At 57.5% G+C, this 19,572-nt stretch carries 19 protein-coding genes; 10 read left to right on the forward strand and 9 right to left on the reverse strand.

The window, feature by feature from the left end:
* Window positions 1-106: 106 nt before the first annotated feature.
* Complete coding sequence (locus ACEN9A_RS17905; RefSeq protein ID WP_258668998.1) at window positions 107-658, reverse strand: carboxymuconolactone decarboxylase family protein; 552 nt, start codon at window positions 656-658, stop codon at window positions 107-109.
* 134 nt (window positions 659-792) lie between these two features.
* Here ACEN9A_RS17905 and ACEN9A_RS17910 point away from each other — a divergent pair, with 134 nt between their 5' ends.
* On the forward strand, window positions 793-1,071 hold the full coding sequence (locus ACEN9A_RS17910) for a winged helix-turn-helix transcriptional regulator (RefSeq protein WP_258674196.1): 279 nt from the start codon (window positions 793-795) through the stop codon (window positions 1,069-1,071).
* A gap of 208 nt (window positions 1,072-1,279) precedes the next feature.
* Window positions 1,280-2,248 (forward strand): LysR family transcriptional regulator, encoded by a 969-nt coding sequence (locus ACEN9A_RS17915; RefSeq protein ID WP_008020168.1) that lies wholly within the window; start codon window positions 1,280-1,282, stop codon window positions 2,246-2,248.
* Window positions 2,249-2,268: 20 nt separating this feature from the next.
* Here ACEN9A_RS17915 and ACEN9A_RS17920 read toward each other — a convergent pair whose 3' ends face one another.
* The gene (locus ACEN9A_RS17920) at window positions 2,269-2,730 is read right to left on the reverse strand and encodes a RidA family protein (RefSeq protein ID WP_258669004.1); all 462 of its coding nucleotides are present in this window, start codon (window positions 2,728-2,730) and stop codon (window positions 2,269-2,271) included.
* A gap of 259 nt (window positions 2,731-2,989) precedes the next feature.
* Between ACEN9A_RS17920 and ACEN9A_RS17925 the strand changes: the two genes are divergently transcribed.
* The 4 genes from ACEN9A_RS17925 to ACEN9A_RS17940 all read left to right on the forward strand — a co-directional run bounded on the left by ACEN9A_RS17925 (window position 2,990) and on the right by ACEN9A_RS17940 (window position 5,913).
* Window positions 2,990-3,676: a hydrolase gene (locus ACEN9A_RS17925; RefSeq protein WP_008020170.1), complete on the forward strand. Its 687-nt coding sequence runs from the start codon at window positions 2,990-2,992 to the stop codon at window positions 3,674-3,676.
* Between the two features lie 164 nt (window positions 3,677-3,840).
* Complete coding sequence (locus ACEN9A_RS17930) at window positions 3,841-4,242, forward strand: helix-turn-helix domain-containing protein (protein ID WP_258669009.1); 402 nt, start codon at window positions 3,841-3,843, stop codon at window positions 4,240-4,242.
* Window positions 4,243-4,447: 205 nt separating this feature from the next.
* Window positions 4,448-4,867 (forward strand): organic hydroperoxide resistance protein, encoded by a 420-nt coding sequence (locus ACEN9A_RS17935; protein WP_258669011.1) that lies wholly within the window; start codon window positions 4,448-4,450, stop codon window positions 4,865-4,867.
* Between the two features lie 32 nt (window positions 4,868-4,899).
* Window positions 4,900-5,913 carry an alpha/beta hydrolase gene (locus ACEN9A_RS17940; protein WP_258669013.1) on the forward strand — a complete coding sequence of 338 codons (1,014 nt, stop codon included), beginning with the start codon at window positions 4,900-4,902 and terminating at the stop codon, window positions 5,911-5,913.
* A 373-nt stretch (window positions 5,914-6,286) separates the two neighbouring features.
* Here the strand turns inward: ACEN9A_RS17940 and ACEN9A_RS17945 are convergent, their stop codons facing one another.
* Window positions 6,287-6,691 carry a DUF6632 domain-containing protein gene (locus ACEN9A_RS17945; RefSeq protein ID WP_258669018.1) on the reverse strand — a complete coding sequence of 135 codons (405 nt, stop codon included), beginning with the start codon at window positions 6,689-6,691 and terminating at the stop codon, window positions 6,287-6,289.
* A 736-nt stretch (window positions 6,692-7,427) separates the two neighbouring features.
* Between ACEN9A_RS17945 and ACEN9A_RS17950 the strand changes: the two genes are divergently transcribed.
* Both ACEN9A_RS17950 and ACEN9A_RS17955 read left to right on the forward strand, forming a co-directional pair.
* Window positions 7,428-8,858, forward strand: coding sequence for an IS1182 family transposase (locus tag ACEN9A_RS17950; protein ID WP_258669020.1), 1,431 nt, complete (start codon window positions 7,428-7,430; stop codon window positions 8,856-8,858).
* A gap of 909 nt (window positions 8,859-9,767) precedes the next feature.
* Complete coding sequence (locus tag ACEN9A_RS17955; protein ID WP_258669023.1) at window positions 9,768-10,247, forward strand: VOC family protein; 480 nt, start codon at window positions 9,768-9,770, stop codon at window positions 10,245-10,247.
* Window positions 10,248-10,291: 44 nt separating this feature from the next.
* Here ACEN9A_RS17955 and ACEN9A_RS17960 read toward each other — a convergent pair whose 3' ends face one another.
* From ACEN9A_RS17960 to ACEN9A_RS17975, 4 genes are read right to left on the reverse strand one after another with little or no spacing between them, the layout of a single operon-like run.
* Window positions 10,292-11,416 carry an agmatine deiminase family protein gene (locus ACEN9A_RS17960; protein WP_258669024.1) on the reverse strand — a complete coding sequence of 375 codons (1,125 nt, stop codon included), beginning with the start codon at window positions 11,414-11,416 and terminating at the stop codon, window positions 10,292-10,294.
* 23 nt (window positions 11,417-11,439) lie between these two features.
* Window positions 11,440-12,543: an extracellular solute-binding protein gene (locus ACEN9A_RS17965; protein ID WP_258669025.1), complete on the reverse strand. Its 1,104-nt coding sequence runs from the start codon at window positions 12,541-12,543 to the stop codon at window positions 11,440-11,442.
* Between the two features lies 1 nt (window position 12,544).
* On the reverse strand, window positions 12,545-13,453 hold the full coding sequence (aguB, locus tag ACEN9A_RS17970; protein ID WP_258669026.1) for an N-carbamoylputrescine amidase: 909 nt from the start codon (window positions 13,451-13,453) through the stop codon (window positions 12,545-12,547).
* Between the two features lie 4 nt (window positions 13,454-13,457).
* The gene (locus ACEN9A_RS17975) at window positions 13,458-14,510 is read right to left on the reverse strand and encodes an agmatine deiminase family protein (RefSeq protein WP_258669027.1); all 1,053 of its coding nucleotides are present in this window, start codon (window positions 14,508-14,510) and stop codon (window positions 13,458-13,460) included.
* A 135-nt stretch (window positions 14,511-14,645) separates the two neighbouring features.
* Between ACEN9A_RS17975 and ACEN9A_RS17980 the strand changes: the two genes are divergently transcribed.
* Window positions 14,646-15,518 carry a LysR substrate-binding domain-containing protein gene (locus ACEN9A_RS17980; RefSeq protein WP_258669030.1) on the forward strand — a complete coding sequence of 291 codons (873 nt, stop codon included), beginning with the start codon at window positions 14,646-14,648 and terminating at the stop codon, window positions 15,516-15,518.
* Between the two features lie 16 nt (window positions 15,519-15,534).
* Here the strand turns inward: ACEN9A_RS17980 and ACEN9A_RS17985 are convergent, their stop codons facing one another.
* Together ACEN9A_RS17985 and ACEN9A_RS17990 are read right to left on the reverse strand one after the other, a co-directional pair.
* Window positions 15,535-16,968: a mechanosensitive ion channel family protein gene (locus ACEN9A_RS17985; protein ID WP_258669031.1), complete on the reverse strand. Its 1,434-nt coding sequence runs from the start codon at window positions 16,966-16,968 to the stop codon at window positions 15,535-15,537.
* Between the two features lie 13 nt (window positions 16,969-16,981).
* On the reverse strand, window positions 16,982-18,556 hold the full coding sequence (locus ACEN9A_RS17990; RefSeq protein ID WP_258669032.1) for a winged helix-turn-helix domain-containing tetratricopeptide repeat protein: 1,575 nt from the start codon (window positions 18,554-18,556) through the stop codon (window positions 16,982-16,984).
* A 226-nt stretch (window positions 18,557-18,782) separates the two neighbouring features.
* Here ACEN9A_RS17990 and ACEN9A_RS17995 point away from each other — a divergent pair, with 226 nt between their 5' ends.
* Entirely contained in the window at window positions 18,783-19,532 is a 750-nt protein-coding gene (locus tag ACEN9A_RS17995) for an SDR family oxidoreductase (protein WP_258669033.1), read from the forward strand.
* Window positions 19,533-19,572: the final 40 nt, after the last annotated feature.

Below are 19,572 nucleotides of genomic sequence, written 5' to 3' on the forward strand. Positions count from 1 at the left end.
GGCTGATATCGACTAGACAACCACCACAATGCAAGCGGACACCGGGTGACGCTGCGCCAATGATCAGCACTAGCGCCGTTCCCAGATGACTCGGATCCAGGCTCCGTCAGCTTTGAAACTGGCTGAATCGGGCGGCCATTGCCTCCAACGGCAACTTGAGGCCATTGGCAATGTACGAGACGGTACGGTAGAAGCCTGCGAGCATCAGGACTTCTAGAATCTGATTGCTGTCGAAGTGCTCACGCAGCTTGGCAAACTCCTCGTCGGTAAGCGTCGCGCGGTCATGCAGTGCATCTACTGTCTCCATCAATGCAATCTCGTCGTCTTGCCATTTATCGCACTGGAGCGGGTATTCCAGTGTGCCTGCGATCTGCTCCTTGCTAAGCCCGGCGGCCTGAGAAAACCCAAGAATATGGACGCCCCATTCGTACTCGCAGCCGGTACGGGCACAAGTCCTATCAATAACCAGCTCCCGTTGGCGGAGTGTGAGCAATTCCCCGTCGAGCAACGAACCACCACGAAACTTACGCCAAGCGCGCTCACTACTCGCGATGGTGGTGAAGAGGACGAGAGGAGGGACATTCGGCCCAAGTAGTCGATCAAAGAACGCTTGAAGCTCATCGGGGTATGGCTTTTCCAGCGGGGTGATTCGAGACATCGTGTATCCTCCATGCTATCGAATGTGTAGCGAAAACCGATAATCGCTACTGAATTAATAGCAAGGCAAGGTCAATTCGCATGGTCAATGAGCAGCAATTCGCAGTGTCAATAAGCAGCAAAAAGCGTCCAATCATGGCGCTACTCGACCTTCTTGGGCGGCGGTGGGCAATGCGGATACTGTGGGAGCTTCGCGACGGGGCGCTGAGTTCCAGGGCCTTAAGGAGTGCGGCTGGGGAGATTTCACCGACGGTCTTGCAAGCCAGAATCCATGAATTGCGTGAAGCAGGCCTTATCTGCCTAGATAAGGATGGCTACTCCCTCAGCAAGTTAGGGAGAGAGCTAAATGACGTTTTTATTCCTCTCTTCCGTTTCGCCGAAAGATGGGCGGGCGCCAAGCACAGCCGAGAATAGGTACATACAGCGCGCCGGGCCTCTTCGGGCCAGAAACCGTTCTTGCCGAGTGATTGCTTCGGGTCGATTTCAGTCAGTCACGACCGGCAGAAAACGACCCATGGCAGCCAGTCGGCATAACAGTTTTCAACCAATCGCCGGAACAATGTGGCTGCTTCACCCAACCCCTTCTCGTATCATCAGCACCTTTGCATCTGGAACGAACTGTGTGAAATCGCCAACTGGAAAAGCTCCGGCTGCCCCTGACGGGACGAAGTGGGACGTAGGTGAGGCTGTCAATCAGCTCTCGTGGGACGACTTGCGCATCATCAAGACGCTCAGTGATTGCGGCAATCGTTCGGCTACGGCCAAGAAGCTTGGCATCAATGTATCCACCGTTTCGCGCCGAGTTGCTCAAGTTGAGCGAACGCTCGGCATCGCGCTGTTCGATCACCGCAAATCAGGGTATCTGCTCACCGCCGAAGGTGCTGAATTGCGAGCACTCGCCGAGCGAGTGGAGCTGGATATCGTCAGCGTCACGCGGCGTGTTTCACGTTCAGGCCAAGGCCCCCTCGGGAAACTTCGAATTACCACCAGCGACTCGCTGCTGCTGTACTTCTTCACCCCCATCATCGCGGACTTCAAGGCCCTGAACGAGGGGATCTCCATCGAGGTGCTGGTGGGCAATGAAACCCTTAGCCTCGCCCGGGATGAATCGGATATCGCGATTCGAGCGACGAGAAAACCTGCAGAAAGCCTGGTGGGTCGTAAACTGGCGAACATTGCCTGGGCACCTTACTGCTGTGCCAAGCAGATGACTGCCTTGCCCCTTTTCGAAGAGGGCCAGGCATGGGTGTCATACTCCTCAGCGCTCTGCGGTTTGAAGGCGACAAGCTATGTCGAAAGCAGAGTCGCTGCTGAGCGCATAGCGTACCGCACCGATTCTGTTGCAGCAGCAAGCGCTGCAATCGCGGCGGGTCTGGGATTTGGATTCCTTCCCTGCATGTTGGGCGACATAACCCCAGGGTTGGTACGCGCCGGCCCGGTGGTGCCAGAGCTTCAGGATGAGTTGTGGCTGCTGACTCACCAGGACATTCGAAAATCGTGGCGAGTCAAAGCATTCATGACCTTCTGCGCCGCTGCCGTGGCCAGTCAAAAGCCCTTGGTCGAGGGGCAATTGATACTCCCGGTCACCTAAATCGAGACCGGGAGTGCAGCTCAGATGTCTCGGGCGCCAATCACGGCCTTGCACACGATCTCAATCAGCTGCGGACGCTGGGCAAGTCTCGACACCCCAATGATATTGCTCGCGCACTGAGGCCGCTCAGTGCCATAGGCCGCCTTGCGCACTTTGCCGACCACCGCGAACGCAGCGTCCATGTCCAGCACATAAAGCGTTTCCTCGACAACATCTTGCATAGTTGCGCCATACAAGGCGAGCAGCTTCGAAATGTTGTCGTAAGAGACCCGCATCTGCTCTCCCATCGAAGAGAAATCACTGGGCTTACCGTCGGCGTTCAGCGGCGCCGGGGCTACCAGATTACCTGCCTCGTCATGGTTGAATTGACCTGATACGTAGATCTCGTTTCCTACCCGCCGTGCCTGCGGATAGCCATACGCCTCCTCCCAGGAAACGCCCCAGTAGGCGGTCTGCTTGTTGAACGGTTGTGAAGCTGTCATTGCATTCTCCTGCACATGAGGGACCGGCTTGATCCGAATGGGTAGGCGAATGCTAGCAGCGCGATCGCGCATTTTATGGCTCATAAATGAGCCGACAGGAGCGCAAAAATGCGCCACCGAAAGGCGCCTTGTTTCGTTATCTTTTGCTCGTCCTCAAGCAATGACGCTGAGGAGCGCACTCGTAGCTACGGTAATGCCTGCAAAGTGCGGGCCCCGAGACTTGTGCGATTGAACATCATCAAGCCGAAAGGAAACAAAAATGAGCAATCCTAAAACTGAAGTCCTGACTCCGCTGAATAGCCAACTGATCTTCATCGATCAGCAGCCACAGATGGCCTTCGGCGTTCAGAGCATTGACCGGCAAACGCTGAAAAACAATACCGTTGCCTTGGCCAAGGCAGCGAAGATTTTTAATGTCCCCACCACCTTCACCACGGTTGAGACAGAAAGCTTCTCAGGTCACACCTACCCCGAGCTACTCGCTGTGTTCCCGGACGCCCCGCTGCTGGAGCGCACCTCCATGAATTCCTGGGATGATCAGAAGGTACGCGACGCACTCAAGAGAAATGGTCGCAACAAGATCATCGTCTCCGGCTTGTGGACCGAGGTATGCAATGCCACCTTCGCCCTGTCGGCAATGAACGATGCCGGCTATGAAATCTATATGGTTGCAGACGCCTCCGGCGGCACCACCAAAGAAGCCCACGATTACGCCATGCAGCGCATGATCCAGGCCGGCGTGGTACCGGTGACCTGGCAGCAGGTGCTGCTGGAATGGCAACGGGACTGGAAGAACCGCGACACCTACGACGCCGTAATGGAACTGGTAAAGGAACATTCTGGTGCATATGGCATGGGCGTCGACTACGCCTACACCATGGTGCACAAGGCGCCTGAGCGCGTTCAGCATGGCCCCACCTTGGCGCCTGTCGCTGCATCTGTCTGAGCCATCGCCAGCCCCTGCCCTGGGGGCTGTTCACAGACTTGCGAAGGGTGCGCAGTCGACTGAACCGAGTCAACGAGCCTGGCCTGGAACCTCTGAGGATTTCCAATGCCCAGCGCTGTTCGAGTCAGGCACTCGCATCCTGTTACCTGGATTAATGGATGTGTATGAACAAGGACAAATCTACCGTGCTGGCGACTCTCACACTGGCTTCGACAGGGCAGCTCAAATCCTGGCAGATAAGAACTGCCAAACAACTGATGCTGGACAGGCTGGATACCGGCATTTCAGTGACTGAACTAGCCGAAGCTTGCGCATTGTCGCGTAGTCATTTCTCACGCAGGTTCAAGGCAAGCACCCGGATGTCCCCGCAGCGATGGCTGCGTGAACAGCGGGTCATGAAGAGCAGAGAGTTATTGAAGGCTTCCACGAAGTTGCTCACAGAGATCGCGCTGGAATGCGGCTTCAGCGATCAATCTCACTTCTGCCGTACATTCGTGAAGGCTGAAGGCATGACACCGAAGGCTTGGCAGCAACAAGCAATCTGCCCGATTCCGGTCGTTGCTTGAGACGGTAAGGCATCATCAACGCGCGGGCGAGCCCAAGCAGATTGAGGTGTAACCCCCTTGAAAATCAATTTGTTACAGCTACAGACGATTTTTTAAAAAGTTTGCGCGCTAAATTTTTTAGCGGCAATTTATTGCGCATCGTTATAACGCAAACATTTAAATCGCTAACAGAATCCCCCGAAGACATTCAAAAGTGAGGAAAGCCATGAAAGTTCTCTACACCGCAGTCGCAACCGCAACCGGTGGTCGTGATGGCCGAGCCATCTCCAGCGACAAGAACCTCGACGTGAAACTGGCCACTCCGAAGGAATTGGGCGGTGCCGGTGATGATGCCACCAACCCTGAGCAACTGTTCGCCGCTGGTTACTCGGCCTGCTTCATCGGTGCACTGAAGTTCGTCGCCAGCCAGAGCAAACGCAGCATTCCAGCCGACGCCTCGATCACTGCGCGGGTCGGCATTGGCCAGATCCCAGGCGGCTTTGGCCTGGATATCGACCTGAACATCAACCTGCCAGGCCTGGAGCAAGCCGATGCACAAGCGTTGGTGGAGGCGGCCCACCAAGTGTGCCCGTACTCCAACGCAACCCGTGGCAACGTCGATGTCCGTCTGCACGTCACCGTCTAACTTCCCGCCTCACCAGAAACAGGAGATATGAAATGAACGTTTTGACCAAAACACTCGTTGGCTCGCTCCTTGCCTTGTCGATCGGTAACGCATTCGCTGACTCTGGCGTCGAACACAACACCCAGGCATTCCTCGATGCATTGAACTCAGGCAGTGGTAAACCCATCGAGCAGCTTTCGCCGAAGGACGCCCGCGCGGTACTGACCGGCGCTCAGGCCGGGGTAAAACTGACACTGCCCAAGGTGGATGTCAGCGAGAAGACCATCACCGTCGACGGCCAGGACATCAGCTTGACCATCGTGCGTCCGGCGGGTGTGAAGGGGGCCTTGCCTGTGTTCATGTACTTCCACGGCGGTGGCTGGGTGCTCGGCGACTTCCCGACCCATGAGCGCCTGGTGCGCGATCTGGTCGTCGGGTCCGGGGCAGTGGCGGTGTTCGTCAATTACACCCCGTCCCCTGAAGCGCACTACCCGACGGCGATCAACCAGGCCTACGGGGCAACCAAATGGGTGGCCGAGCACGGCAAGGAAATCAATGTCGACGGTAAGCGCCTGGCGGTAGCAGGCAACAGCGTCGGCGGCAACATGGCAGCCGTGGTCAGCCTGATGGCCAAGGATAAAGGTACCCCGGCCATTAAGTACCAGGTGCTGCTGTGGCCAGTGACCGACGCCAACTTCGAGACAGCGTCGTACAACCAGTACGCCGAGGGGCACTTCCTCACCAAGAACATGATGAAGTGGTTCTGGGACAACTACACCACCGACCCTAAGCAACGTGCCGAGATCTACGCCTCGCCGTTGCGCGCTACCACTGAGCAGTTGAAAGGCCTGCCGCCAGCGCTGGTCCAGACCGCGAGTGCCGATGTGCTGCGTGACGAAGGGGAAGCCTACGCTCGCAAACTGGACCAAGCCGGCGTGCCGGTCACTGCGGTGCGTTACAACGGCATGATCCATGACTACGGCTTGCTGAACGTGGTCAGCCAGGTTCCGGCGGTACGCTCTGCGATGCTGCAGGCTTGCGAAGAGCTGAAAGTTCATTTGAAGTGACCCCCACTCAAGACCGGAGATGTATGCCATGAACTGGTAATCACCGCCGGAAACGAAAAACCCGCTAAAACAGCGGGCTTTTTCGTTCCCGGTGTAGCGTTAGCAGCCCTCCGCCAAGGGCACCTATGGGTCGTAAGCGCTCCTTCTGGAAGGGCAGCTTTTGGCCGTTTTCAGCCTGCCCGCGACCGACTGAAAACGGCCCAAACTGTTCAGTCGTGACAGGCAGAAAACGCCCCAGGCTGTGAAAAAACGCGGGCACAGTCTTGAAGACTGCGTTGCTACGTAAAATTTGTCGGCGCTTGGTTGATCAAACAGACCAAAAATTTTCGTAGAAACGCGATTTTCGTCCCGATCCTGACAGTCAAACCTGCTCTTAGGCCCCATTGTGTGTCCGGGGCCGAGCGGCCAATTGCGAGCGGGGCGTCAAGATGGCCAAGACAACCGCCACGATGAAGAGCGCCGGCACGTCACCTGCCAAATGCCCCATTTGCCCCGGCTGGGTGAACGCCTGGACGGCCATGATTCCTCCGTGTAGGGCGCTAGACCACACGGTGAACCAGATTAGGCTTAGATTGGCCAATGGATCACGTGCGGCCAGGATCAAGAACACGCCAAGTGTGGCGTAGATGCCAACGATCATCATCGGGTAGTCCGAGTGACCGACGTGCCAGGCCCAGCCGGATGGCCAGAACAACATAAGTGGGTAGAGAGCAAGGCACGCGAGGCCAGCCAAAACTAGAACGACGCGCAAATACCTGAGGCGATCGACTACGGTCATGGCGGACTCCTCTTTGGGCCTAACTCTAAATTGACCCCAAGTGGGGTGATAACACCTTCACGGGCTTGGTGGATAACATTCCTTGTTCTGTCGTCTAACCCTGACTAGACCGGGCATTGTGACAGTCGGGTGACCGCTGAAGGGGTTTATACACCATGGATGGAAAGCCCAATCTGCTCAATCAGTTCCGGCAGTAGACCAAGCATAGCTACTCATTAGCAATCGCTCCGTCCACCGGCTGCTTTTGGCCCAGAGAGTGTAAAAACCCTTAGCCGCTTCCACTCCGGAATGTTTTGTCCTACTCAGCCTAGGTCAGACATCAGTTGCTCAGATTCAGTATAAGATTCCGGAGATCAGCAGGCACGGCGACAACGTGGGCTAGAGGCTAGAAATCTGGGGGTTGGATGATTGCAGGCAACGTTTCATATCTTTGTCCGGTTTGTGGATACGCCGGGCTTAAAGAGCCTCCATACGACGAGGTTGGTTGCTCTTCGTTTGGCATGTGCCCGTCCTGCGGTACGCAGTTTGGCTACGATGACGCGACATCTGCTCATGCTGATTTGCGGAAATTATGGATCTCTAAAGGAATGCTTTGGTGGAGCAAAGCTCAAGCGTCGCCGAGTGGTTGGGACCCGGTAAGACAACTACAGGCGGTCGAAAAACGCATCAATGTCTGAGCAAAACACCGCGGTTAGTCCTGCTATGATTTCTGAGGATTTCATCGCAGGGATCGCCCATGAAGCGCTTCATCCATGGTGAACATCGAGGCCAAGGCACCTTACTTCCCGAAAGCCTCGACGACTACGTCAACGATACCAATCCGGTACGCGTAGTCGACGTATTCGTCGATGAACTCGACCTGGTCAATCTGGGTTTTGACGGTGCTATTCCTGCTGACACAGGCCGGCCTGCTTACCACCCTGCAATCCTGCTGAAGATCTACATCTACGGCTACCTCAACCGCATTCAGTCGAGCCGGCGGCTGGAACGAGAAGCTCAACGCAACATTGAGCTGATGTGGTTGACCGGGCGTTTGATGCCGGACTTCAAGACCATCGCGAACTTCCGAAAAGACAACAGCAAGGCCATACGAGGCGTCTGTCGCCAGTTCGTTGTGCTGTGTCAGCAGTTGGGACTGCTTGGAGAAAATCTGGTCGCCATCGATGGTAGTAAATTCAAAGCAGTCAACAACCGCGACCGCAATTTCACCAGCGCCAAACTGAAGCGGCGAATGGAAGAAATTGAATCGAGCATCAACCGTTACCTGGCGGCACTCGATACTGCCGATCGGCAAGAACCTACAGCTTCCGAGCCCAGTGCGGTGCGGCTGGAAGAGAAAATCGCCAAGCTGAACATTCAAATGAAGGAGCTTCAAGCGATTGAAATCCAGCTCAACGAATCGCCGGATAAACAGGTCTCACTGACCGATCCAGACGCCCGCTCCATGATGACGCGCGGCACGGGAATCGTTGGCTACAACGTGCAGACAGCGGTCGATACTCAGCACCATCTGATCGTTGCGCATGAGGTGACCAACGTCGGTTCCGACCGCGATCAACTCAGCTCGATGGCCAAGCAGGCCCGCGAGGCGATGGCGTCAGAGACGTTGTTGGTAGTGGCTGACCGAGGTTACTTCAAAAGCGAAGAAATCCTGGCTTGTTACGATGCAGGTATCACCGCCTATGTGCCCAAGCCGATGACCTCTGGAGCCAAGGCTGACGGGCGCTTCAATAACGATGCCTTCATCTATGACGTGGCAAAGAACAAATACATTTGTCCGGCTGGAGAGGCATTGATTTGGCGTTTTTCTAGCGTTGAAAAAGGCCTGAAGATGCATCGTTACTGGAGTTCGAAATGCCAAGGCTGTGCCTTGAAATCGCAATGTACACCGAGCACGGAACGGCGAGTCCGACGCTGGGAGCATGAAGCAATACTTGAAGAAATGCAGGGCCGGTTGAGCAGCGCGCCGGAGATGATGCGAATCCGAAAACGGACTGTTGAGCATCCCTTCGGGACGCTCAAACAGTGGATGGGTGCAACGCACTTCCTGACGCGAAAGCTGGCCGGGGTGAGTACAGAGATGAGCTTGAATGTGCTCGTCTACAATTTGAAACGGGTCATGAAAATCATCGGCGCTCACGGTTTGATGAAGGCGTTGTTGGCATAAAAAGGCTGATTTGACCCATCCCAGAGGCGGTAAAAACAGCATTGACGTGTTCTAGGTCGCGACCGATGCGACCCGCCGCATTGACCGTGCGATCGCTCAACCAACAAAGGTCGATGTTCCAAGACAATGAGGTCAGAGCGTTTTTACACACTCTGGGCCGGTTGCTGCCTGTTGCGTCCACGGGTTGAATCCACACCCCTTAGCAGTCGTTCGACCTAAGCAAGAACTGACTGATAGAGTTATGTCTTCCCAGTGCGGGCAGTTCGGCTGGATTGATTCTATGGAGTCTGATGATGGGGTTCTCAACAACACTGTGGGAGTGGTACGGCCAGGATGAGTACAGGCGAGTTCTCGCCGTGTGTTAGGCAATCCCTGCCCTTCAATTCCTGGCACTGACCCCGGACTCGCAGCGTAACGCAATCCCATACTGTCCGGCATGTGAAGCCTGGTCCGAAATGATACTGCCGTTGAACGAGGTTCTTTCAATCTGCGGCAACGCGTTACCGACGGAGACCAGAACACGGCTACAAGGCATCTGGAAGCTATGCGATAGCCTTACTGAGGCTTCATTTCACTGTGATGATTGGTTCATATTTGATCATGACGAATGGTGGCCGATCAGAACTGCTGCTGAAGAGCTGGTGAGTCTAATGGAGTTGCTGGAAATCAATCCCTTCCGGGATGACTTGTTATTGGATTGTCGGAATGCTGTTCGCGGAATAAAGCGTTGATCTTTTGAGAAACCCTATTACGGTGTTTAGCGCGTATTTCGCCACACGTCCTATGTGACTGACCGCTTTTGGCCAACCCATTGCAAAGGCCCGCTCCACGGTACACAAGCTGCCGAATTAGCCCAGTCGCCTGCACTGCTAGAATGCACCTGTCTGCCCCATCCCCTGGAGAACCAAGATGATCAGCAAGAACACGATTTGTCTCTGGTATGACGGCACTGCGCTGGACGCTGCGACGTTCTACGCCGAGACGTTCCCGGACAGCGCGGTGGGAGCGGTCCTTCGCGCGCCTGGCGACTATCCGGCGGGCAAACAAGGTGATGTCCTGACGGTGGAGTTCACGGTGATGGGCATCCCTTGTCTCGGGCTGAACGGCGGGCCGGGAGTCAAGCACAACGAGGCTTTCTCGTTCCAGGTGGCGACCGACGACCAGGCCGAAACCGACCGTTTGTGGAACGCGATTGTCGGCAACGGCGGTCAGGAAAATGTATGCGGCTGGTGCCAGGACAAGTGGGGGCTGTCGTGGCAGATCACGCCACGGATCCTGACCGCCGCGATAGCCAATCCGGATCGAGCGGCGGCCAAGCGCGCGTTCGACGCCATGATGGGGATGGGCAAGATCGACATCGCAGCAATCGAAGCAGCTCTGAAGCGTTAACCAGCGCCGGCGGATGCGAGGGCATGCCGACGCGCGGGTTCAGACTAAGCCTGCGGTTGGTGACTGGTCACACAGTGGATACCGCCACCACCGGCGGCGATCGCGTCGATGTTGAGCTGTACCACCTCACGTTCCGGATAGAGTTCAGACAATAGATCAAAGGCCTTGGTATCGGCCGCCCGGTCACCGAACTCGGGCGCAATGATCGCCCCGTTGATGACGAAGTAGTTGATGTAGCCGGCGGCAAAGTCCGGGTTGTTGCGACTGAACTGACTCTTTCGTGGATTGAGCGGTGGCGACACTGTGTGCACCTGCAGCTTGCGGCCGTCGGCATCCGTGGCCTGTTTGAGAATTTCCAGGTGGGCCAGTGTCACGTTGTGGTCGTATGACTCAGGGTCGTTGTCGAGATTGGCGATCACCACGCCTGGCTTGACGAAGCGGGCGTAGAAATCGACGTGGGCGTCAGTGATGTCCTTGCCCTTGATGCCCGGCAGCCAGATGATTTTGCGCAAGCCCAGACGGGCTTTCAGTTCTTGTTCGACCTCGGCCTTGCTCCAGTCGGGGTTGCGGTTGCTATTGATCCAGCTGCTTTCGGTCATGATCCCCGTTCCGTGACCATCGACTTCGATACCACCGCCCTCTCCCACCAACTCGCTGCGCATGTGGCGGGCATCCACGGTGCGGGCAACCAAAGCGGCCAACTGTGCATCCTCGGCATGTCGCTGTTTATTGCCCCAGCCATTGAAGTTGAAATCCACAGCGCCGAGCCCGCCCTCCCCGTCGATGACAAAGTTGGCCCCGGTATCACGCATCCAGATATCGTCGAGTTCGGTGGTGACGTAAGTGATATTGACCGTGCCGCAGTGTTCTTCGGCCAGATCCCGCTCGCGCTCGCGACAAAACACCGTCACCGGTTCATATCGGGCAATGGTGCTCGCGATCAGGCCAATGGCTTCTTGTACATAAGGGGTGAAATCTTTCCAGATAGCCTTCTGCGCGCCAAAAGCGACGAAGGCGCGCTGGTGTTTGTCGGCCTCATCGGGCATACGCCAACGGCCCTGAGTGGCTGCTTGCACGCGCAAAGGTGTCAGGCCCAGTCCGAGGGACGCGACAGCGCCCAAACCGGCAACGATCGAAGCCTGCTTAATGAACTCGCGACGAGTCGACATGGGTTGATCCTTGGAATATGTACTCATTTCACGGTGGCCGTCTTGAACTTGGTCCAGGTTCGCATGCGCGCCCGCATATCGGGCTGGGGAATGTCCTTGCCAGGGATCAGCCGTTCGTACGCGGCCTCGTCGAGATAAATATCCGGGTTGTTGCGCATGATTGCGTCGACGCTCGGACGTGCCTTGGCGTTGGAGGTGGGGTAGCCGGTGAAGTTACTGATCGCGGCCATATTCTCCGGGCGCATGACGAAGTTGATAAACGCATAGGCGTACTCCGGATGTTTGGCGTCAACCGGAATCGCCATGGTGTCCATCCACACCGTAGTGCCTTCCCGGGGAATGCGGTATTGGAACGTGGTTTTCTTGCCCGCGGTATCCGCCGTCCGCTGCGCCTGGGTCATGTCCCCGCTGTAACCCAGCGACAGGCACAAGTTGCCGTTGACCAGATCGGTCACCGGCTGCGACTGGAACTTGCGAATGTATGGCCGTAGCTTGAGCAGCAACTCACTCGCTGCGGCCAGGTCCTCAGGCTTTGCGCTGCGTGGCTCCCGGCCCAGGTAATTGAGCACCACCGCCAACACTTCATCGGGCGAATCGATTATCGAGATACCGCAATCGGCAAACCTGGCGGCCAGTTCCGGTTTGAACAGCATGTCCAGGCTGTTGACCGGGGCATCCGGCATGCGCTGTTTGACCTGCTCGGCATTGTAGGTCAGGCCGATGGTGCCCCAGGTATACGGAACCGTGGCCTGGCTCGAATGCACATAATGGGTACGCAGCTTCTGCAAGCCGGGTTCGATGTCATCCAGAGCTGCGAGCTTTGAGTGGTCCAGCGGCAGCAGACTGCCGGCGCGCATCAAGCGTTCGGCAACGGTATCACCGGGGAAGATCAGGTCATAACCGCTTCCACCGGCGAGCATCTTGGCTTCCAGCGTCTCACTGCCATCCATGACGTCGTAGATCACTTTGATCCCGGTTTCGGCGGTGAATCGGGTCAGGGTGTCCTCGGCGAAATAGTCGGCCCAGTTGTACAGCCTTAAGTTTTTTTCCTCGGCGTGCAGCGATGGCATGACACCGCCAAGTGCCAATCCCAGGGTGCCGATCAACAGCTTTTTGCAAATGCGCATGTCAAATCCCCTGAGTATTCCAGCGTGCATGGATGTGACGACCGTCCTGGCTTAACAGCGCCCCGTACATCTCCGGGCGACGGTCGCGGTAGATGCCCCAGCTCTGGCGTTCTTCGCCCATCGCGGTCAAGTCCAGGCTGTGCACCAGCACACCGGTGCTGTCACGGTCGGCCTCGGCGAGCAATTTGCCCTTGTGGTTGCAGATAAAGGACGAGCCGTAGAAGCTCATCTGCAGGGTCGGATCGGTGGTCGCCACTTCTCGGCCGACACGATTGGCCGCCACGACCGGAAGGATGTTGGCAGCCGCATGACCGCGCATGGTCATTTGCCAGTGGTCCCGTGAATCCAGGGCTGCGCAGCCAGGTTCAGAGCCAATGGCGGTGGGAAACAACAAGACTTGCGCGCCCATCAACGCCAGGCAGCGTGCGGTCTCGGGGAACCACTGATCCCAGCAGATGCCCACACCGATGCGCCCAAACGCCGTGTCCCAGACACGGAAACCGGTATCGCCGGGGCTGAAGTATTCCTTCTCCTGATAACCGATGGCGTTGGGAATGTGGGTCTTGCGATACACACCCAACAAGCGCCCATCGGCATCGGCCACGCTCAAGGAATTGAAGTACGCATTGCCCGCCTTCTCGAACCAGTTCAGCGGCAGCACCACCCCCAACTCCCTGGCCAGTGCGGCAAAGCGCTTGAGTACATGGCTGTCTCGATATTCTTCGGCCAGCGCCAGGTGTTGGTGATTTTGCTCGATACAAAAATACGGTGTGGCAAACAGTTCCTGCAGCAGGATGACCTGGGCGCCCCTGGCCGCCGCCTCACGCACCAACTGTTCAGCCTGATCGAGGTTGTGTTGCAAGTCCCAGGTGCATGGCATCTGAGTAGTGGCAATCGTCAACAAAGTCATGACATCAACCCTCCAGTGGCCAGGCGGGCTGTTGCTGGGTGATGCAGTGCACACCGCCGCCGCCATGCGCCAGATGATTGATCCGCACCGGTACCACTTCGCGCTCGGGGAAAGCCTGAGCCAACACTTTCGCGGCCGCATGGTCGGCATCGATGCCGTAGGCCGGCATGATGATGGCGTTGTTGGCGATGTAGAAGTTGGTGTAGGAGGCACAGAACACTTCGGCGTCGGTGTCCACGGCATCACTCGCTTCATACAACTCGATCAGCTCAAACTGTCGGCCCTGGGCGTCTGTTGCCAGCTCCAAAGCACGACGGTTTTCCCGTACCACCTCGGCGTACACCGAGTGCTTGTCGTGAGTGGCGTCCACCAGTAGCACACCAGGGCGGGCGAAAGCGCACACGCCATCGACATGGCCGTCGGTCATGTCGCCGGTTACATGATCCGGATCACCTGGCAGCCAGATGGTCTTCTTCACCCCCAGCAGACGCGTGAAGATTTCCTCCATCTGCGCCTTACTCATGCCCGGGTTGCGATTGGCGTTGAGCAATACAGATTCGGTGGTGATCAACGTGCCCTCGCCGTCCACATGAATGGCACCGCCTTCGTTACTCAGGGGTGTGCCGAAGCATTGCACGCCTTGGTGATTGAGTGCGCGGCGCGCCAGGCTTTCATCCAGATCATGGGCCGACTTGCCGCCCCACGCGTTGAAGCGCCAGCTCACACCGCCCAACCCTTGTTGCGGGTGGCAGACGAAACTTGGACCGGAGTCTCGACACCAACTGTCGTTCACCGCCAATTCAATCAATTCGATGTTGGGCCCACACAACGCTTGGGCACTGGCGACAGCAGATGGGTCGACGACCATTTTCACCGGTTCGAAACGGGCGATGGCGTTGGCCACACGAGCAAAGTCCTCTTGCACCAGCGCCAATGTGACGCCCCAACCCGACTCCCAGAGTGCCTTGTTGTGCGGCCAGACCATCCAGGTCGCGGCGTGCCGGGCCCACTCTGCCGGCATCCACCAACCACTGTTTCGAATTTCATTCTGCTGCATGACAAAAAGCCCTTTTAGTTAAGTTATTGTGTTCACTAAAACTGCCTTGGCGGTCTTGGCATGCATGCTACGGCTGTAAAAACGGGCAAACAAACGATGGATTTTGTAGATAAATGATTAGAGGAACTTATCAGTATGCTCAAGCACTGGCCGCCTCTCAGCACCCTTCGCGGCTTTGAAGCCGCTGCCCGGCTGGGCAGTTTTCACAAGGCTGCTGCCGAACTGAACCTCACCCAATCGGCAATCAGTCAGCAAATCCGCAGCCTTGAGGCGTACCTTGAACAGCCCTTGTTCTTTCGCAGTGGCCGCAGCGTCAGCCTGACCGATGCGGGTCACGATCTGCTCAGTACCACCCAGGCGCTGTTGCAACAACTGGCCGTCGGCATACGCCGGCTTGGGCAGTATCAGAAACCCAATCAACTGGTGCTCAACACCACTCCGGCGTTCGCCCGTCATTGGCTGCTGCCGCGCCTGGGGGATTTTCGCCGTCAACATCCGGAAGTCGATCTGTGGATTTTCAGTACCGATGAAGTCCCGGACATGATCAGCCAGACCATCGACCTCGCCGTGCGTGACGACATCAGTTCTCAAGCCGAATGCAGCTTCAAGGTGCTGCACGCAGACCGCCTCTACCCGGCTTGTCATCCGAGCCTGTTGGCGGTGCCACGCGAGCAACGCACCACCCTTCATGGCGAGCGAGAAATGGACTGGAGTCACTGGGCAGTAGAAGCCGGCATCGATGTCGGCCAGAAAGATCAGGGGCTGAATTTCTCCGACCCCGGCCTGCTGCTGGATGCCGCGTGCTCGGGGCTCGGTATCGCCCTGGTCAGCCAATTACTGAGTCGGCAGGCGCGCGCCAACGGGCTGTTGCAACCTTTGGTGGAGCAAACCATTCGCGGCCCGAACTGGGCCTTGCTGACCCATCGCGACAGTGAAAACAATGTGCTGGCGCGAAGCTTCAGCGAGTGGCTGCTGAATAATCTGGAGGTTGCAAGTCCGACAGTCTGACGACTGGCGGCGATTTTCACTTCCGTTGCAGCAACCAGTGCAACAACCCGCTTTTCTTGATCTCTACGGGCTTTTGCATGACCACGGCCTGACGGATTTCCAGGCGCTTGTCTTGTAGAGTGCTCAGGGCAGACTTCAAATCGCTGAGGTGTTCCAACTGGTTTTCGAGCGTGGTTTTTTCAATCCTGAAAAGTCGGCCACTGGTGATACTGCGAAACTCCGCTCGCGAAGGACCTGCGGCGAGAATCCCCTCTTCGCCCATGACCTCCCCCGGCCCCATACGCATCGCTTCAATCAGTTTTTCGCCGTCGTGAATCGAGACGGAGACCACCCCGGTACTGATGACCATCAGGCAATCGGCAACCTCACCGATAGCCAGAATCACCTCATCAGCCTGATAGTCCACCGGGGTCATGTCACTGGCGAGCCGTTCACGCTCATCGCTGCTCAGCGAGCGGAAAATACGCACGTCCTCGAGCAACTGGCGTTGACGGTTCCAGGGTTGGTTTTCCTGACCGGCATCCCAGGAGACACCCGCCGCTTCGAGGTGACGGTGGGCGAGGTCGAACATCAGGTTGCACACTTCGGTCTTGTTCTGATCCGACGCTATATAGCCCTTGAGTTCGTACTCGGTGTACTCAAGATGAGAGCTCTTTACCGAAACTTTAGCGGACAACCCGGGCAACAAAGCCTGAGTCCCACGCAAGGTTTTTTCCAGGGCATCAATGACGCGACGCGGACGCACGCTGCTGGGTACTGCAATGATCACACTGACCCCGTGCACATTTCCGGGACGACTGAAATTGATAATTCGCGCTTTCGCTGCCAGAGAGTTGGGGACCACCGCCATGCCGCCCATCTCGGTGATCAGATGCGTCGAGCGCCAGTCAATCTCAACGACCTTTCCCTGGGTGCCATCAATGGAAACCTGGTCATCCAGTTGGTAAGGCTTGGTGGTGTTGATCACGATGCCTGAAAACAGATCGCTCAATGTGCTTTGCACCGCCAGACCGATAATGACCGCCATCGCCCCGGAAGTTGCCAGCAAGCCCTTGACCGGCAGCTGCAAGACATAGGCCGCGGCGCCGACAATGCCGATCAGGAAAATCAACGCCCCCATCAGATCGTAGAGAAATCGAGCATTGTGACCGGCGCGAGAGATCAGGCCATTGCCCAGGATCACGGTCAGTACTCTGGCCGCAAACAGCCACCAGCTGATGCCCAACACCGTGGCGATCAGGTTCAGTACTGGATCCTCCGGCCAGAGTGGTGGCTGCAAGGGGCTGATACCGACAGACAGCATGACCCAGCAGAACAGCACAAAAATACCGACGCGCACACACATCCGCAGGTTGCGCCGCGAGGCACCAATGAACTGCCAGAGCGCCAGTTCAATCACTATCAGGGTGGCGGCGCAGATCAAGGGGTGAGCCTGCAAGAACGTGAACATGGATGATTCTCCTTTATTCCGGCAGTCCCGCTTTGCGTAGACCGTCCACCAGTGTGGCGAGATTCTCCGGCCGGTGGATCGGTAGCCAATCAGAGATATTGCTGAGGCACAACGCAGGATCGAGCTTACGCAAATGGTCCATCGCACGCTGCGCTTCGGCCATCCGTCCGGCAAGCGCATGGCTCGCTGCGAGGATGGCGACGGCCAACAGAAAACCTGGCAAATCCCGAAGTGCTTTCTCCGCCCATGACGACGCCGTATCGAAGCGCCCCACGAAGAGATTCGCGACTGCCATTCCGGCTTGCATTCTGTACAGCTCCGGGTCGAGGGGACTGAACCGCATGGCGTGCGTAAAGTACTCGATGGCTGCATCGGTTTCGCCGTGCCAGAGCCTGAGGAACGCGCCGAGGAACCACGCGGCGGCGAGGTTCGGATTGAGCACGAGTGCCTTGTCCAGCAATGCAATGCCACCCCGCAGGTCGCCGGCAAGATAGCCAAGCGTATGGCCGCTTCTGGTGAGAGCGACCGCATCGCCCTTGTCCAACTCCACTGCCCGGCGAGCAAGTCGGATACCCTCCGCGACCTCCCGCGGGTGATCAGTCATCCAGCGATTGGCTTTGCGCCAACTATGACACCAGGCCGCCATCGCATAGGCCGATGCAAAATCCGGGTCGAACTCTATGGCCCTATGGAAGAGCGGCAGCGCCTGGTCGATGGCCTCCCGGGTGCCATGATGAAGCTTGGCCATTGCGCGCAGATAGTAATCGTAGGCGTCGAGGCTTTCGGTGGGCGTGTGCCTCGCACGTTCGATCTCCGCCCGCTCAAGCTCTGGCGCGATCGCACCAACCACGCTTTCGGTGATCTGGTCCTGCAGTTCGAAGATGTCTCCCAGCACACCTTCGAAACGACCCGCCCAATGGTGAGCCCCGGTTGTCGCATCGATCAGCTGGGCGGTGATGCGCACGCGATTGTTGGCTTTGCGCCAACTGCCCTCCAGCACATAGCGAACGCCCAGTTCGCGACCGACTTGTTTCACGTCCACCGTACGGGTCTTGTAGGTAAAGCTCGAGTTGCGCGCGACGACAAACAGCCAGCGATACTGCGACAGCGCCGCGATGATGTCCCCTACCACGCCGTCGGCCAGGTAGTCCTGCTCTTCGTCCCCGCTCAAGTTCACGAACGGCAAAACCGCGATGGACGGTTTGGCTGGCAGCGCCGGCTCGGATGCAGAGGCTTGAACCGAGGGGGCGGATTCGGTGCCTGGAAGGCCAACGCAATCCAGCGACTTGACGTCGGCGACGAACCGGAATCCCTTGCGGGCCACCGTTCGAATCACACGCTGCTGCTGACCGTTGTCACCGACCGCCTTGCGCACCGCATTGATGTGGCTGGCCAGGGTCGACTCCGAGACGATTCGGCCAGTCCATATCGCATTGATCAGGTCGTCCCGGCTAACGACGTGCTCGCGGTTCTGCGCCAGGTAAACCAGCAGGTCGAAAACCTGGGGCGCAGTGGCAACGACCTGGGAGGCCCGAAGGAGTTCGCGCCGGTCCAGGTCGAGCACGCAGTCATCAAACACCAATAGCATTCAGGGCTCCTGTCCCGTACTCACGCGCCGGGCACATGCCCGTGGTTACCGGCCGACGATTGGCGACCAGGTGACGTGATTTATAACACGGGTTCCTGGACAAATAGCCAAGCCAAATTCAATGGAAACCCAAGGCTTCGACAAAGTATCGCGCCCGGCTGGCGAGCATGCTCCCTACATCGATCACTGCAACGAATTTGATCGACACCCAACCGAGGAGCGGGACATGAAAATTGTCGTTATTGGCGGTAGCGGACTGATCGGGTCGAACATTGTCAGCAGGCTACGTCTCTATGGACACGAGACGGTGGCGGCCTCGCCACGTACGGGCGTGAACACCCTCACCGGCGAGGGGCTGGCCGAAGCGCTTGCCGGTGCCCAGGTCGTCGTCGATGTGGCGAACTCCCCCTCATTTGAAGACCGGGCCGTCATGGAGTTCTTTCAAACGTCCGGTCGAAACCTGCTTGCAGCCGAAGCGGCCGCTGGGGTGGAGCACCATGTCGCGCTCTCTGTCGTAGGCCCCGATCGTCTTCCGCAAAGCGGTTACTTCCGGGCAAAAGTCGCCCAGGAAGCGTTGATCAAGGTGTCGAAGATCCCCTACACCATCCTGCGTTCGACGCAGTTCTTCGAGTTCATCGAAGGCATTGTCAATTCGGGTGCCGACGGCGACACGATTCGCCTCTCGCCTGCCCTTATCCAGCCCATCGCATCGGATGACGTCTCGGCGGTGCTGGCCGATCTTGCGGTCGGGGCACCGGTCAATGGCATCGTCGAGGTGGGCGGCCCCGATCGCTTTCCTCTCGACGAACTGGCACGCAAGTTTCTTGCCGCGCACCACGACAAGCGGCAGGTCATCGCCGACGTGCATGCGCGCTACTTCGGCGATGAGTTGAATGATCGATCCCTGGTCGCGGGCGACGACGCGCACATCGGTCCGACACGCTTCCTGAACTGGCTCAGCCGCACATCGGCTTAAGGACCGCGCCAGTCAGCCAGGCAGGACGCTATCGAATCTC

Source organism: Pseudomonas sp. Pseusp18 (assembly GCF_059506005.1).

What these genes read in the sequence shown, in the direction of transcription:
- ACEN9A_RS17905 (WP_258668998.1), bottom strand. Translation starts at nt 658, where the DNA reads ATGTCTCGAATCACCCCGCTGGAAAAGCCATACCCCGATGAGCTTCAA.
- ACEN9A_RS17910 (WP_258674196.1), top strand. Translation starts at nt 793, where the DNA reads ATGGCGCTACTCGACCTTCTTGGGCGGCGGTGGGCAATGCGGATACTG.
- ACEN9A_RS17920 (WP_258669004.1), bottom strand. Translation starts at nt 2,730, where the DNA reads ATGACAGCTTCACAACCGTTCAACAAGCAGACCGCCTACTGGGGCGTT.
- ACEN9A_RS17925 (WP_008020170.1), top strand. Translation starts at nt 2,990, where the DNA reads ATGAGCAATCCTAAAACTGAAGTCCTGACTCCGCTGAATAGCCAACTG.
- ACEN9A_RS17930 (WP_258669009.1), top strand. Translation starts at nt 3,841, where the DNA reads ATGAACAAGGACAAATCTACCGTGCTGGCGACTCTCACACTGGCTTCG.
- ACEN9A_RS17935 (WP_258669011.1), top strand. Translation starts at nt 4,448, where the DNA reads ATGAAAGTTCTCTACACCGCAGTCGCAACCGCAACCGGTGGTCGTGAT.
- ACEN9A_RS17940 (WP_258669013.1), top strand. Translation starts at nt 4,900, where the DNA reads ATGAACGTTTTGACCAAAACACTCGTTGGCTCGCTCCTTGCCTTGTCG.
- ACEN9A_RS17945 (WP_258669018.1), bottom strand. Translation starts at nt 6,691, where the DNA reads ATGACCGTAGTCGATCGCCTCAGGTATTTGCGCGTCGTTCTAGTTTTG.
- ACEN9A_RS17950 (WP_258669020.1), top strand. Translation starts at nt 7,428, where the DNA reads ATGAAGCGCTTCATCCATGGTGAACATCGAGGCCAAGGCACCTTACTT.
- ACEN9A_RS17955 (WP_258669023.1), top strand. Translation starts at nt 9,768, where the DNA reads ATGATCAGCAAGAACACGATTTGTCTCTGGTATGACGGCACTGCGCTG.
- ACEN9A_RS17960 (WP_258669024.1), bottom strand. Translation starts at nt 11,416, where the DNA reads ATGTCGACTCGTCGCGAGTTCATTAAGCAGGCTTCGATCGTTGCCGGT.
- ACEN9A_RS17965 (WP_258669025.1), bottom strand. Translation starts at nt 12,543, where the DNA reads ATGCGCATTTGCAAAAAGCTGTTGATCGGCACCCTGGGATTGGCACTT.
- aguB (WP_258669026.1), bottom strand. Translation starts at nt 13,453, where the DNA reads ATGACTTTGTTGACGATTGCCACTACTCAGATGCCATGCACCTGGGAC.
- ACEN9A_RS17975 (WP_258669027.1), bottom strand. Translation starts at nt 14,510, where the DNA reads ATGCAGCAGAATGAAATTCGAAACAGTGGTTGGTGGATGCCGGCAGAG.
- ACEN9A_RS17980 (WP_258669030.1), top strand. Translation starts at nt 14,646, where the DNA reads ATGCTCAAGCACTGGCCGCCTCTCAGCACCCTTCGCGGCTTTGAAGCC.
- ACEN9A_RS17985 (WP_258669031.1), bottom strand. Translation starts at nt 16,968, where the DNA reads ATGTTCACGTTCTTGCAGGCTCACCCCTTGATCTGCGCCGCCACCCTG.
- ACEN9A_RS17990 (WP_258669032.1), bottom strand. Translation starts at nt 18,556, where the DNA reads ATGCTATTGGTGTTTGATGACTGCGTGCTCGACCTGGACCGGCGCGAA.
- ACEN9A_RS17995 (WP_258669033.1), top strand. Translation starts at nt 18,783, where the DNA reads ATGAAAATTGTCGTTATTGGCGGTAGCGGACTGATCGGGTCGAACATT.